The following is a 13,764-nucleotide window of genomic DNA, read 5'->3' as shown; positions in this document are numbered from 1 at the left end:
CCCCACCCCCACCTCCACGCTCCGGGCCCGCGGGTGGTTCGCAGACCCCGCCAGCGCAGACCCCGGCGGCGGCGGGCCCGGTGGCTCCGGGTTCGGCGGTCCCGGGTTCGGCGCAGACCCCCCCGGTGAAGAGTTCCCCGGCCCAGGGGCCGTCCGTGAAGAGCCCCTCCGGTCGGCCCAGCCCGGGTCCGCGGCCCGGTCCCCGACCGGCAGGTCCTGGTAACAACCCGTACACGACATCGGGCTCGCAGCCGCGGTCGCAGGCTTCGGGCCCCGGCGGTACGCCCGCCGCACCGCCGCACCGCCAGGCCGGTCCGCGTCCTGGCGGCCCGCGGCCTGGTGGCACAGGTGGGCCGCGTCCGGGTGGGACCGGTGGTCGGCCGTCGCCGGGTCAGATGCCGCCGCGTCCGGGTGGTACCGGTGGTCGGTCGTCGCCGGGTCAGATGCCGCCGCGTCCGGGTGGTACCGGTGGTCCTCGACCCAATCCGAGCATGTTCCCCTCCCGCCCCGCCGGAAGCGGGCCTCGTCCCGGCGGCGGCCCCGGTGGTGGCGGTGGCGGTGGCCGTCCGGCTCCCGGTGGCGGTGGCGGTAGCGGTGGTGGACGTCCGGGTGGCGGGCGTCCGGGCGGTGGCGGTTTCGCCGGTCGCGGTGGTGCGCCTGGTCGTCCAGCCGGTGCCGGCGCGGGTTCGGGTGCTCCCGGGCGTCCTGGCGGCGGTCCCGGTGGCCCCGGCGGTCCCGGTGGCCCCGGCGGTCGCCCCACCTCCGGCGGCCGTGGTCGCGGTGGCACCACGGCCGGTGCGTTCGGTCCCGGTGGCCGCGGCCGCCCGGGGCGTCAGCGCAAGTCCAAGCGCGCGAAGCGGCAGGAGTGGGAGAGCGGGCTGGAAGCCCCCCGCATGGGGGCGATGGTCCCGCGCGGGAACGGGCAGGTCATCAGGTTGCCCCGGGGCGCCTCCCTGGCCGACTTCGCGGACAAGATCGACGCCAACCAGGGTGCGCTCGTCCAGGTCGTGTTCACCCAGCTCGGTGAGATGGTGACTGCGACGCAGTCGTGTACGGACGAGACCTTGCAGCTACTCGGTGTGACACTCGGGTATGACGTGCAGATCGTCAGTCCCGAGGACGAGGACAAGGAGCTCCTGGAGAGCTTCGACCTCTCCTTCGGCGGTGACTACGGCGACGAGGTCGAACTGTCGCCGCGTCCGCCTGTCGTGACCGTCATGGGTCACGTCGACCACGGCAAGACGAAACTGCTCGACGCGATCAGGTCGACGGACGTCGTCAGTGGTGAGGCCGGTGGTATCACCCAGCACATCGGGGCCTACCAGGTCCGGGCCAAGGTCGACGGGGAAGAGCGAAAGATTACCTTTATCGACACCCCGGGTCACGAGGCATTCACCGCCATGCGTGCCCGAGGTGCGCAGGTGACCGACATCGTGGTGCTGGTGGTCGCCGCCGACGACGGCGTCAAGCCGCAGACGATCGAGGCGCTCAACCACGCCCAGGCCGCCAACGTCCCCATCGTCGTCGCCGTCAACAAGATCGACAAGGAGGGGGCTGACCCGCAGAAGGTTCGCGGACAGCTCACCGAGTACGGACTGGTCGCCGAGGAGTACGGCGGCGACGCCATGTTCGTCGACGTCTCCGCCCGCAACCGCACCAACATCGACGGGTTGCTCGAGGCGGTCATCCTCACCGCCGACGCGGCGCTGGACATGCGTGCCCCGACCGAGGTCGAGGCCCAGGGTGTTGCGATCGAAGGTCGTCTGGACCGCGGCCGCGGCCCGGTTGCCACGGTGCTCGTCCAGCGTGGAACTCTGCGGGTCGGGGACTCGGTCGTCGCCGGTGACGCCTTCGGACGTGTCCGGGCGATGCTCGACGAGCACGGCGGTCCGGTGGCCGAGGCCGGCCCGGCCCGGCCCGTCCAGGTGCTCGGGTTCACCAGTGTTCCCGACGCCGGCGACAACTTCCTGGTCGTCCCGGAGGACCGGGTCGCCCGCCAGATCGCCGAGCGGCGGCAGGCGCGTGAGCGCAACGCCGAACTCGCGCTCAGCCGCGGTCGCCCGACCCTGGAGACGATCCTGGAGCGGATGAAGGAGGGCGAGAAGACCCAGCTCAACCTCATCCTCAAGGGCGACGTGTCCGGTTCGGTCGAGACGGTCGAGGATTCGCTTCTCAAGATCGATATCGGTGACGAGGTCTCGCTGCGGATCATCGGACGTGGTGTCGGAGCGATCACCGAGAACGACGTCAACCTGGCGAGCGCGTCCGACGCGGTCATCCTCGGCTTCAACGTCCGCGCCGAGGGCAAGGCGCGGGAGCTCGCCGAGCGCGAGCGCGTCGACGTCCGCTACTACTCGGTCATCTACCAGGCGATCGAGGACATCGAGAACGCGCTCAAGGGCATGCTCAAGCCGGTCTACGAGGAGATCCAGCTCGGGACCGCCGAAGTCCGCGAGGTCTTCCGGGTGCCCCGGATCGGCAACGTCGCCGGCTGTCTCGTACGTTCCGGACTCATCCGCCGCAACGCCAAGGCGCGCCTGGTTCGTGACGGCGTCGTCGTCGCGGACAATCTCACGGTCGAGTCGCTCAAGCGGTTCAAGGACGACGCGACCGAGGTCCGTGAGGGCTACGAGTGCGGTATAGGACTCGGTTCGTTCAACGACATCAAGATCGACGATGTGATCGAGACCTTCGAGCAAAGGGAGGTTCCTCGCTCCTGAGGAGCCTGAGGACGCGGGTATGTGGACGGGGACGGCAGTGTTCGATCTTCTTCTCGGTGACACGCGGTCACTGAAGGAGAAACGGTCGATGGTTCGGCCAGTGGTGGCGGAGCTCCGCCGCAGGTATGCGGTAAGTGCGGCGGAGACCGGCCACCACGATCTGCACCGTCGGGTGCAGATCGCCGTCGCCCTGGTGGCTGCGGATCGGGCCCATTGCGTCGAGGTCGTCGAGGCCTGCGAGCGTCTGGTCGCGCAGCGCCCCGAGATGGAGCTGCTTGCAGCGCGAGTACGGTACCTCTCCGACGAGGACTTCGACGAGGACGTCGAATCCGCTGCGGGCATCGAGTCCGGCATGGAGATCGACTCCGGCGGGAACGTCGAGCTTCCCGCCGGACAGGCGCCCGTGACCGAAGATGCGGTGACAGTGACGGGAGGAAGCCATGGCTGACCCTGCTCGGGCCCGCCGGCTCGCGGTGCGTATCCGTGAGGTGGTCGCGGCCGCGCTGGAACGCCAGGTGAAGGACCCGCGGCTGGGCATGGTCACCGTGACCGACGCCCGGGTGACGCCGGACCTGACCGAGGCCACCGTCTTTTACACCGTCTACGGCGACGACACGGACAGGTTGGACTCGGCCCGCGCGCTGGAGTCGGCCAAGGGCCTGCTGCGCGGCCAGGTCGGCCGGCAGACCGGGGTCAAGGTCACTCCGGCCCTGACCTTCGTCCACGACCGGTTGCCGGACGACGCACGCCACCTTGAGGAACTGATTGTCACCGCCCGGGAGCGGGACGCGGGCCTTGCCGGAGTGCGGGATGGCGCTCGACCGGCTGGTGAGCCCGACCCGTACCGTAAGCCCCGGGGAGATGACGACGAGCCCGATGGGGGCATGATGTCTGATGGGGGCATGATGGGGGACAAGCTGCGATGACCGACGTGACGAGCCTCGCGGACCTGTCCCTGCTACCGGTACCCGGGGCGGGGGAGGGAACGGCCCGGGCAGGGGCGGCCTCCGATGAGGTGGTCGGCGAGCAGCGAGACCGTGCGGTCGAGGCGATTCTGTCCGCCGTGCGGGACGGCGAGAGCGTCCTGCTAGTGGCACACGTCGATCCGGACGGGGACAGCCTTGGTTCGGCGATCGCGCTCGGACTGGCCCTGCGCACGCTCGGCACCCGGGCGTCGGTGTCCTTCGACAGCGACCCGTTCGTGGTACCGCGTTCCCTGACCTTCCTGCCCGGTCAGGACCTTCTTGTCCCGCCGTCACTGGTCCCGGCGACGCCGGATCTCGTGGTGACGCTGGACGCCGGCAGCCTCGCCCGGCTCGGGGCGCTGGGGCGGGTCGCCACCCGGGCGCGACGGATGGTCGTGATCGACCATCACGCCTCGAACACCCGGTTCGGGGACGTCAATCTGATCGATGCCGATGCCGCGTCCACCAGCGTGATGGTCACCGATGTCATCGATGCGCTCGGCGTGGAGCTCGACCACGACCTGGCCGTTGCGATCTACACCGGCTTGGTGACCGATACCGGGTCGTTCCGCTATGGCGCGACGACGCCGGAGGTCCACCGGTTGGCCGCGCGGTTGCTGGCCACCGGCATCCGCCATGACCTGATCACCCGGACGGTGTGGGACACACACCGGTTCAGCTATCTGCGGCTGCTGGGTGAGCTGCTCGGCCGGGCCCGTCTGGAGCCTGAGCACGACCTGGTGTGGACGTGGTGTGCGTTTGCGGATCTCACCGGCGCCGGTCTCACCCTGGACGAGATCGAAGGGGTGATCGACATCGTGCGGACCACCGCCGAGGCTGAGGTGGCGGTCGTCTGCAAGCAGGACGCCGACCAGATCTGGCGGGTGTCGGTGCGTTCCAAGGGTGGGGTCGATGTCGGCGCGGTGTGCACCCAGCTCGGTGGGGGCGGTCATCGCTTCGCTGCCGGGCTGAGCTCGTCGGACTCCCTCGAGCAGACCATGGACACCCTGCGCGAGGCGTTGGTTCGGGCGCCTCGGCTGCCCGCCTGATGGGTGTCGCGACCGCCGCCGGGGTGGACGGTTTGGTCGTGGTCGACAAACCGGCGGGTCTGACCTCGCACGACGTGGTTGTCCGAGCCCGCCGGATGCTGCGTATCCGCCGGATCGGCCATGCGGGCACGCTCGACCCGATGGCCACCGGCGTGCTGGTGCTCGGGGTGGGTCGGGCTACCCGGCTGCTCGGGCATCTGGCGCTGACGGACAAGGTCTACCAGGCGACGGTTCAGCTTGGCATCTCGACCACCACCGACGACGCCGAGGGCGACGTCGTCGCGGTCCGGGAGGTGGCCGCCGATCAGCAGCGGTTAGCCGCCGCCATGGCGGCGCTCACCGGTGAGATCGACCAGGTCCCGTCCGCGGTCAGCGCGGTGAAGGTCGACGGTGTGCGGGCCTACGCCCGGGTACGCGCGGGGCAGGACGTCGTCCTCGCGGCGCGGCGGGTGACGGTGAGCCGGTTCGAGCTGCTGGCCCGCCGCGGAACGGATCTCGACGTGGTCGTGGCCTGTTCGAGCGGCACCTACGTCCGTGCGCTGGCTCGTGACCTCGGCGAGACGCTGGGATGCGGCGCTCATCTGCGCGCCCTGCGACGGTTGTCGGTGGGCCCGTTCGACCTCACCGAGACGATCACGTTGGATGCTCTTGCCGAGGTCGGGGCAGGTGCGCTGCGCCCGCTGGCTGATGCGGTCGGCGCGCTGTTTCCCCGTCGCCAGGTGGACACCGACGAAGCGTGCGCAATATCTCATGGCCGCAGACTGCCGCCGTTCGGCGTGTCCGGCACCTATGGTGTCTTCGGCCCCGCCGGTGAGCTCCTTGCCCTGGCCCAGGACACCGAGGATGCCTGCCGGTCGTTGGTGGTTTTCGCGCAGCCTTCGGCAGCGCAAAAGACATGATCGCGTCGCCTTTGGCCCCTGGGCCCGAAGAGATCCCGATAGGCTTTTGAACGTGCAGCGGTGGCGTGAAGTGCGCAATACGCCGGACGGCTGGCCCGGCGGTGTCGTGACGATCGGTTTCTTCGACGGTGTCCACCGCGGCCACCAGCAGATCATCGCTCGCGCGGTCGAGCGCGCGCACCGGGCGGGTGAGCCGGCCCTGGTGCTGACGTTCGACCCGCATCCGGCGGAGGTCATCCACCCGGGCAGCCACCCAGCGCTGCTGACCACCCCCGAGTTCAAGGTCGAACTGCTGGAACGTCTTGGTGTCGACGCCGTATGCGTGCAGTCGTTCACACCCGAGTTCAGTCTGGTGTCACCGGAGGATTTCGTCCACGACATGCTGCGACGCCAGCTGCGGCCGAGCGTGGTGGTGGTCGGGGAGAACTTCACCTACGGTCACCGGGCGGCGGGGAACCTGGAGAGCCTGCGCCGCAGCGGCGCGGCGGAGGATTTCGCGGTGGAGGGCGTCCGGCTCGTACGCGAGGATGACCATGTGCTCTCCTCCACGCACATCCGGGCTCGTATCGCCGAGGGTGACGTGGTGACGGCGGCGCGGGCGCTGGGCCGTGACCACCGGGTCGAGGGGACCGTGGTGCACGGTGATGCGCGCGGGCGGACTATCGGATATCCGACGGCGAATCTCGAGACCACCAGGTATGCGGCGGTGCCGGCGGACGGTGTCTATGCCGGGCATGCGGTGCGCTCCGGTGACCGGTATCCGGCGGCGATCTCCATCGGGACGAACCCCACGTTCGACGGGACCGATCGCCGTGTCGAGGCGTACCTGCTCGACTTCGACGACGACCTCTACGGCGCCCGGCTGGCGTTCGAGTTCACCGAGCGGCTGCGCCCGACCCTGCGTTTCGATTCCGTGGGCGACCTCGTCGCCCAGATGGCGGCCGATGTGACCGCCACCCGCAAGATCACAGCGGTTACGGGCTCGCAACGCTAGGTGTGCAACACTGGGAGGTCAGGGCAGTACCCGCTGGGTTGGTAAGCTTCGACACCAGACGAGCGTGGTGTGTCCGTCAGCCCGGGTGAGGCAGACTCCGGGCGCGCATCCTGCCCGGTGACAGAATAGAGGTTTCGCGTGCCGCTCGCGAGCAACGTCAAGCAGCAGATCTTGTCCGAATACGCCACGGTCGAGCGTGACACCGGCTCCCCCGAGGTCCAGGTGGCAATGCTCACGCGGCGGATCAGCGACCTGACCGAGCACCTCAAGGCGCACAAGCACGACCATCACAGCCGGCGGGGGCTCCTGCTGCTGGTGGGGCGGAGGCGGCGGCTGTTGAACTACCTCGCCAACACCGACATCAACCGGTACCGGTCGCTGATCGAGCGGCTCGGGTTGCGGCGGTAAGGGCGGGTGAGGGGGGAGCGATGTCGCACATGAGGCGATGTCGCTTCCATTGATCTGACCGGGTCCGTGACGGCGCGAGCTGTCGGTCCTCGGTGGTGGTGTCCGGGCAGGTCGTTACGACGACCCCGGAGGCTTCGACTGAGCGCCGGCCTCCTCGGCGAGACGGACCCGGCCGATGTTGAGGAGGAGTGGTGCCAGTGGAGGATCAGACAATCTCGACCGAGGCGGTCATCGACAACGGTGCCGCCGGCCGGCGGACGGTTCGTTTCGAAACGGGCCGGCTGGCCCGCCAGGCGGCCGGCGCGGCCGTCGCCTACCTGGGCGACACGATGGTGCTGTCCGCGACGACGGTCAGCAAGCAGCCCAAGGAACAGCTCGATTTCTTCCCGCTGACGGTGGACGTCGAGGAACGGATGTACGCGGCCGGGCGCATCCCCGGTTCGTTCTTCCGGCGGGAGGGGCGTCCGAGCGAGGACGCGATCCTGACCTGCCGCCTGATTGACCGTCCGTTGCGGCCGTCGTTCGTCAAGGGCCTGCGTAACGAGATCCAGGTCGTGGCGACGGTGCTCGCCCTCGACCCCGACACGCTCTACGACGTGGTCGCGATCAACGCTGCCAGCGCGTCCACGACGCTGGCGGGGCTGCCGTTCTCGGGTCCGATCGGGGCCACCCGGGTCGGTTACGTGGACGGCAACTGGATCGCCTTCCCGACCCATGCGGAACTGGAGCGGGCAACCTTCGACATGGTCGTGGCCGGCCGTGTCCTCGAGGACGGCTCCGACGTCGCGATCATGATGGTCGAGGCGGAGGCGACCGCGCACACGGTTCCGCTGCTCGCCGCGGGCTCGTCCGCGCCGACCGAGGAGGTCGTGGCCGCGGGGCTGGAGGCGGCCAAGCCCGCCATCCGGGAGCTGTGCCGCGCACAGCGCGAACTGGCCGAGCGGGCCGCCAAGCCCACCCGTGACTTCCCGTTGTTCATCGACTACCACGACGACGTGCTGGAGGCGTTGTCGATAGCGGTCGGTGACGAGCTGGCCGCGGCGCTGCGCATCGCCGGCAAGCAGGAGCGGGAAGCCGAACTCGACCGGGTCCGCTCACTGGCCGCGGAGAAGGTGGTGGGCCAGTTCGAGGGGCGGGAGAAGGAGATCGGGGCGGCCTACCGCGCCCTGACCAAGAAGCTGGTGCGCCGGCGCATCGTCGCCGACGGTATCCGCATCGACGGGCGTGGGGTCACCGAGATCCGCGAGCTGTCGGCGGAGGTCGACTTCATTCCCCGGGTGCACGGATCGGCTCTGTTCGAGCGGGGCGAGACCCAGATCCTCGGCGTGACCACCCTGGCCATGCTGCGGATGGAGCAGACGATCGACACGCTCAACCCCGACCGCACCAAGCGCTACATGCACAACTACAACTTCCCGCCGTATTCCACCGGGGAGACCGGCCGGGTCGGCTCGCCGAAGCGGCGTGAGATCGGTCATGGCGCTCTGGCCGAGCGGGCGCTGCTGCCGGTGCTGCCCAGCCGGGAGGAGTTCCCGTACGCGATCCGGCAGGTCTCCGAGGCGCTGGGATCCAACGGGTCGACCAGTATGGGTTCGGTCTGCGCGAGCACGTTGTCGTTACTGAACGCCGGTGTTCCGCTCAAGGCCGCCGTCGCCGGGATCGCGATGGGGCTGATCCACGAAGGTGATGACTTCGTCACGCTCACCGACATTCTCGGTGCCGAGGACGCCTACGGCGACATGGACTTCAAGGTCGCCGGAACGCGGGAGTTCGTCACGGCCCTCCAGCTCGACACGAAGCTGGACGGCATTCCCGCCTCCGTCCTCGGGGACGCGCTGCAGCAGGCGAAGGCCGCACGCCTGGCGATCCTCGATGTCATGGCCGAAGCCATCGACGGGCCGGACGAGATGTCCACCCATGCTCCACGGGTCATCTCCGTCAAGATTCCGGTGGACAAGATCGGTGAGGTCATCGGCCCGAAGGGCAAGATGATCAACCAGATCCAGGCGGACAGCGGGGCTGAGATCACCGTCGAGGACGACGGCACCATCTACATCGGTGCGCAGGACGGTATCTCCGCGGAGAGCGCCCGTTCGGCGATCAACGCGATCGCCAATCCCCAGATGCCCGAGGTCGGGGAACGCTACCTGGGCACGATCGTGAAGATCACTACCTTTGGCGCGTTCGTCTCGCTGACCCCGGGCAAGGACGGGCTCCTCCACGTCAGCAAGCTCAAGCAGCTTTCCGGGGGGAAGCGGGTGGAGAAGGTGGAAGAGGTGGTACAGGTCGGCCAGAAGCTCCAGGTCGAGATCACCGACATCGACAGCCGTGGAAAGATCAGCCTGGCTCCCGTGGTCGAGGACGCCGACGGCGTCCCGGTCGGGGCCTGACCGCCGCCGGTGACCGACACGGGTATCACCAGGGCAGGTCTGCTACCGGACGGCACGTTGTGTGAGGAGCTGCTGTCCGGCACGGTCCGGCGGGCGGTGCTGCCGGGTGGGCTGCGGGTACTGACCGAGAAGGTGCCCGGGGTCCGCTCGGTCGCGATCGGGATCTGGGTCGGCGTCGGCTCGCGTGACGAGAGCCCGCTGACGGCGGGCTGCTCCCACTACCTCGAACACCTGCTGTTCAAGGGCACGCCCTCCCGGGACGCGCTCACGATCAGTGCGGCGATCGAGGCGGTCGGCGGTGAACTGAACGCCTTCACGACCAAGGAGTACACGTGCTACTACGTACGGGTGCTCGACAGCGATCTCGCCGACGCGGTCGAGGTGCTCAGCGACATGGTGTGCCATTCGCTGGTCACCGCCGATGACGTCGAGGCGGAACGCGGCGTGATCCTCGAAGAGATCGCCATGCACGACGACGACCCGAGCGACGTCGTGCACGACGTGTTCACCTCGGCGGTGCTCGGCGACACCGAGCTGGGACGTCCGGTGCTGGGAACGACCGAGTCCATCGAGGGTCTCAAGCGCGACACCATCGCCGAGTACTACCGGTCCCGGTACACCCCCTCGGAGATGGTGGTCGCGATCGCCGGCAACATCGACCATGAACGGACGCTCGCGCTTGTCGCGTCGGCGTTCGCCGACCGGCTGGGCGGGACGGACGCTCCGGGTGCGGTGCGCGGTGGTTCCTATGCCTACCCCGCCGACGCTGCGGGTCTGGTGGTCAACCGGCGTCCCACCGAGCAGGCGCACGTCGTGCTCGGCACCGTCGGGATGTCGCGTCGGGACGACCGCCGGTTCGCCCTGGGAATCATGTCCTCGGCCCTCGGCGGGGGGATGAGCTCCCGGCTCTTCCAGGAGATCCGGGAGAAGCGGGGGCTTGCCTACTCCGTCTACTCGTTCGCGTCCCACTTCGCCGACGCCGGACTGTTCGGCGTGTACGCGGGATGCGCGCCACGGCGGGCCGACGATGTGCTCGCCCTGTGCCGGGAGCAGCTGGAGTCGGTCGTGGCGGCGGGTATCACCGACGACGAGCTGGCCCGGGCCAAGGGCCAGAGCCGGGGTTCGCTGGTGCTGGGCATGGAGGACACGGGTTCGCGGATGAGTCGGATCGGCAAGAGCGAGCTCGTGCACGGCGAGCTGCTCTCCGTCGACGAGATACTCGCCCGGGTGGACGCGGTCACCCTGGATGACGTCCAGGCCGTTGCCGCCGACCTCCTAGCCCGTCCGCTCGCCCTGGGCGTGATCGGTCCCTTCGACGATCACGACTTCGCGCGGGTGGTCACGGCATGACCTCCCCGGCTGGCCCTGCCGCACCAGCCGGCAGCCTCGGGGTCGGGGTACTCGGCGCCCGGGGGCGGATGGGGTCGACGGTCTGTGCCGCCGTGGAAGCCGCTGGCGATCTTTCTCTGGTTGCCGCGATCGACGTCGGGGACGACCTCACCGGCCTGCGCAACGCCCAGGTCGTCGTCGACTTCACCCGTCCCGACGCCGTCATGGACAACCTGCGGTGGTGCATCGACGCGGGCCTGCACGTCGTCGTGGGCACCTCCGGTTTCGACGACGAGCGTCTGGCCACCCTGCGCGGCTGGCTTGCCGACGCGCCCGGTGTCGGGGTGCTGGTGGCTGCGAACTTCGGGGTCGCGGCGGTACTCATGATGCACTTCGCGGTCCAGGCGGCCCGCTTCTTCGAATCGGTGGAGATCGTCGAGATGCATCATCCGGGCAAGCTGGACGCTCCCAGCGCAACCGCCGCTCGCACCGCGCAGCTCGTCGCGCAGGCCCGGGCCAAGGCGGGGCTGGATCCCGCGGGCCCTGACGCCACCTCGTCCGCGCTGGCCGGGGCGCGCGGTGCGCGGGTCGGCGGGGTTCCCGTCCACAGCGTCCGGTTGTCCGGTCTCGTCGCGCACCAGGAAGTGCTTTTCGGTGGCGCCGGGGAGACGCTGACCCTGCGTCACGACTCCTTGGACCGGACCTCCTTCATGCCGGGGGTGCTGCTCGGTGTGCGCCGGACTCCCGGGCGTCCCGGTCTGACCGTGGGCCTTGAGGCCCTGCTCGAACTGTGAAGGCTCGCACGGGCCAGGCGCGGAGCGTGCAGGCCCGTCACGTGGTGGTCGTGCTGGTCGTCGCGGCCGTGTTCTATCTCGCCCTGATCGGCTGGCGGGGAGTCCAGCTGCTCACCGAGACCAGCTGGATCGCGCGCGGGATGGGCGTGGGCGTCCTGCTGTTGCCCGTGGTGGGAGTGGCCGTCGTCGGCCGGGAGCTGCAGTTCGGCCGGGCGACCGAACGGCTGGGGCGCCGGCTGTCGGAGGAATCGGAGGAATCCGCTGGTTCCGGCGAAACCGCGGCGGCGCTGCCGCGCCGCCCCTCCGGTCGGGTCGACCGTGCCGCCGCCGACGCGCTCTTCGACCGCCGGCGGGCCGAGGCCGAGGCGGCGCCGCGGGACTGGCAGGCCTGGTACCGGCTTGCGGCGGCCTACGGTGACGCCGGGGACACCCGTAGGGGACGGCGTGCGATGCGCTACGCAATAGCCCTCGAACGCGCCGATTCTGCTGCGTGATCTCGATACGTTTCGGGCATGAACGCGGGCGTCGTCTACGGAATCGATCTTGGAACCACGTATAGCTGCGTCGCCCGGGTGAACCGGTCGGGGGATCCGGAGGTGGTCCCGCTGTCCGGCGGCGTCACTACGCTGCCCAGCGTCGTGCTGTTCGTCGGACCGGACGACTACATCACCGGTGAACCCGCCCGCCGCCTTGCCCGCGCCCGCGCCGACGACGTGTGCGCGCTGGTCAAACGCCGGATGGGTGACGGTGACTGGCGCTTCGTGACCTGCGGCCGGTCCTGGTCGGCCCCGGCGGTCAGCAGCCTCATCCTGCGGGCGCTGGTCGGGGACGCGGCCTTCGCCGGCGCCGAGTCGATTCGTGACGTCGTCATCACCGTCCCGGCCTACTTCGGGGACGAGGAGCGCCGCGCGACGGTGCTCGCCGGGCAGTACGCGGGCCTGTCGGTCGTGGACGTCATCAACGAACCGACCGCTGCCGCGCTGTCCTACGGCTTTGCCCGGTTCAACTCCGACGCCTCCGCCGCGGGCCGGACCGCGCAGGAGGAGGTCGCACTCGTCTACGACCTCGGGGGCGGCACCTTCGACGTGACCGTCGTCGAGCTCGCCGACCGCCGGGTCTCGGTGGTCGCGGTCGACGGTGACCACCAGCTCGGCGGGGCCGACTGGGACGAGAAGATCGCGCTCCACCTGTCCCGGCAGTTCCTGGACGCCTATCCCGACGCCGAGGACCCGCTCGACGACTCCGAGGCCGCCCAGGCGCTGCTGCTCACGGCCGAACGGGCCAAGCGCGAGCTCAGCGACCGGGCGGAGACGACGGTCGGGGTGGAGCACGACGGGCACGCGCTGACGGTGCCGTTCTCCCGGAAAGACCTTGAGCGCCTGACCTCCGGTCTGCTGGAGCGGACCGTGACGTTGGCCCGGTCGGTCCTGACTGCGGCCAGGACCCGGGGGGTCACCCGGCTGGACCGGGTGCTGCTCGTCGGGGGGTCGTCCAGGATGCCGGCGGTGGCCCGCCGGCTGGCTGCCGAGCTCGGTGTACCGGTCGAGCTGCGCGACCCCGATCTTGCGGTTGCCAAGGGCGCTGCCCTCTACGGGGAGAAGAAGGCCATCGAGCGGCTGGTCCTCGCCGACCTGGTGTCCCGGGGGCAGATTCTCGACGGCGCCCAGCCCGACGCCGCTGCGCCCGAGGACCTCGCCGCCGCCTGCCGGCGCCTTGCGGCGGCTTTCGGGCTCACCGCGGAGCGGGTCCGCCGCACCGTCGAGGTGCAGGTGGTCAACGTGGTCTCCCGCGGGTTCGGGGTGCTCGCGCTCGACCGCTTCGGCGAGCGTTCCGCGGTGTTCCTCGTCCACCGCAACGACCGGCTGCCCGTGGCGGTCAGGCGCAGTTTCGGCACCGTTCGCGATGATCAAGATGTTGTGACGGTGCACGTGGTGGAACAGGGCGGTGGCGCCGAGTCGACGCGGATCGACGACGTTAAGATCATTGCGCAGGCGGACATCACCGGGATCCCACCGGGCTTCCCGGCCGGGACGCCTATCGAGATCACGTTCCGGATGGGCTTCGACGGCATCCTGGAGGTGACCGCGTTGCACGAGGGACTGGCCGACCAGCCCCTGACCGTGCGGGTGGAGACCAGTGCGGCGCTCAGCCAGGCCGATGTCGCCCGGGAACGGGACGCGGTGGCAAGGCTGCGCCGTCGGGAAGGCTGAGAAGGC

The 13,764-nt window shown here is 69.9% G+C and carries 12 protein-coding genes; all 12 read left to right on the top strand.

The annotated features are described in order from the left end of the window. Positions 1 to 2,720 (top strand): translation initiation factor IF-2 (infB, locus tag CV1CTNOD_RS19180; protein WP_131787389.1); only part of this gene is annotated, 2,720 nt, incomplete at its 5' end. A gap of 19 nt (positions 2,721 to 2,739) precedes the next feature. Next, a complete protein-coding gene (locus tag CV1CTNOD_RS19175) occupies positions 2,740 to 3,168 on the top strand; it encodes a DUF503 domain-containing protein (RefSeq protein WP_242606831.1) in 429 nt (142 codons plus the stop codon). Continuing rightward, a complete protein-coding gene (rbfA, locus tag CV1CTNOD_RS19170) occupies positions 3,161 to 3,646 on the top strand; it encodes a 30S ribosome-binding factor RbfA (protein ID WP_131787388.1) in 486 nt (161 codons plus the stop codon). The genes CV1CTNOD_RS19175 and rbfA overlap by 8 nt, the downstream gene beginning before the upstream one ends. Next, positions 3,643 to 4,734 carry a DHH family phosphoesterase gene (locus CV1CTNOD_RS19165; protein WP_131787387.1) on the top strand — a complete coding sequence of 364 codons (1,092 nt, stop codon included), beginning with the start codon at positions 3,643 to 3,645 and terminating at the stop codon, positions 4,732 to 4,734. The genes rbfA and CV1CTNOD_RS19165 overlap by 4 nt, the downstream gene beginning before the upstream one ends. After that, positions 4,734 to 5,633, top strand: coding sequence for a tRNA pseudouridine(55) synthase TruB (gene truB, locus CV1CTNOD_RS19160; protein ID WP_131787386.1), 900 nt, complete (start codon positions 4,734 to 4,736; stop codon positions 5,631 to 5,633). The genes CV1CTNOD_RS19165 and truB overlap by 1 nt, the downstream gene beginning before the upstream one ends. Before the next feature lie 52 nt (positions 5,634 to 5,685). Beyond that, on the top strand, positions 5,686 to 6,627 hold the full coding sequence (locus CV1CTNOD_RS19155) for a bifunctional riboflavin kinase/FAD synthetase (RefSeq protein ID WP_131787385.1): 942 nt from the start codon (positions 5,686 to 5,688) through the stop codon (positions 6,625 to 6,627). A 138-nt stretch (positions 6,628 to 6,765) separates the two neighbouring features. Further along, the gene (rpsO, locus tag CV1CTNOD_RS19150; protein WP_131768274.1) at positions 6,766 to 7,035 is read left to right on the top strand and encodes a 30S ribosomal protein S15; all 270 of its coding nucleotides are present in this window, start codon (positions 6,766 to 6,768) and stop codon (positions 7,033 to 7,035) included. A gap of 188 nt (positions 7,036 to 7,223) precedes the next feature. Then, entirely contained in the window at positions 7,224 to 9,425 is a 2,202-nt protein-coding gene (locus CV1CTNOD_RS19145) for a polyribonucleotide nucleotidyltransferase (RefSeq protein WP_431607141.1), read from the top strand. A gap of 9 nt (positions 9,426 to 9,434) precedes the next feature. Then, positions 9,435 to 10,775, top strand: a complete 1,341-nt coding sequence (locus tag CV1CTNOD_RS19140) for a M16 family metallopeptidase (protein ID WP_241251747.1) — start codon at positions 9,435 to 9,437, stop codon at positions 10,773 to 10,775. Continuing rightward, positions 10,772 to 11,548 carry a 4-hydroxy-tetrahydrodipicolinate reductase gene (gene dapB, locus CV1CTNOD_RS19135; protein WP_131787383.1) on the top strand — a complete coding sequence of 259 codons (777 nt, stop codon included), beginning with the start codon at positions 10,772 to 10,774 and terminating at the stop codon, positions 11,546 to 11,548. Before CV1CTNOD_RS19140 ends, dapB begins: the two co-directional genes overlap by 4 nt. 26 nt (positions 11,549 to 11,574) lie before the next feature. Continuing rightward, a complete protein-coding gene (locus CV1CTNOD_RS19130) occupies positions 11,575 to 12,042 on the top strand; it encodes a hypothetical protein (RefSeq protein WP_131787397.1) in 468 nt (155 codons plus the stop codon). An 18-nt stretch (positions 12,043 to 12,060) separates the two neighbouring features. Beyond that, positions 12,061 to 13,758: an Hsp70 family protein gene (locus CV1CTNOD_RS19125; RefSeq protein ID WP_131787382.1), complete on the top strand. Its 1,698-nt coding sequence runs from the start codon at positions 12,061 to 12,063 to the stop codon at positions 13,756 to 13,758. The last annotated feature ends 6 nt before the right edge of the window (positions 13,759 to 13,764 follow it).

Source organism: Protofrankia symbiont of Coriaria ruscifolia (genome assembly GCF_900634745.1).
GTDB classification, from domain to species: domain Bacteria; phylum Actinomycetota; class Actinomycetes; order Frankiales; family Frankiaceae; genus Protofrankia; species Protofrankia californiensis.
The sequence above is the reverse complement of the archived record's forward strand: the minus strand, read 5'-3'. Positions and strand labels throughout refer to the sequence as shown.

Coding starts and splice junctions, on each gene's coding strand:
- CV1CTNOD_RS19175 (WP_242606831.1), top strand. CDS start 2,740: ATGTGGACGGGGACGGCAGTGTTCGATCTTCTTCTCGGTGACACGCGG.
- rbfA (WP_131787388.1), top strand. CDS start 3,161: ATGGCTGACCCTGCTCGGGCCCGCCGGCTCGCGGTGCGTATCCGTGAG.
- CV1CTNOD_RS19165 (WP_131787387.1), top strand. CDS start 3,643: ATGACCGACGTGACGAGCCTCGCGGACCTGTCCCTGCTACCGGTACCC.
- truB (WP_131787386.1), top strand. CDS start 4,734: ATGGGTGTCGCGACCGCCGCCGGGGTGGACGGTTTGGTCGTGGTCGAC.
- dapB (WP_131787383.1), top strand. CDS start 10,772: ATGACCTCCCCGGCTGGCCCTGCCGCACCAGCCGGCAGCCTCGGGGTC.
- CV1CTNOD_RS19125 (WP_131787382.1), top strand. CDS start 12,061: ATGAACGCGGGCGTCGTCTACGGAATCGATCTTGGAACCACGTATAGC.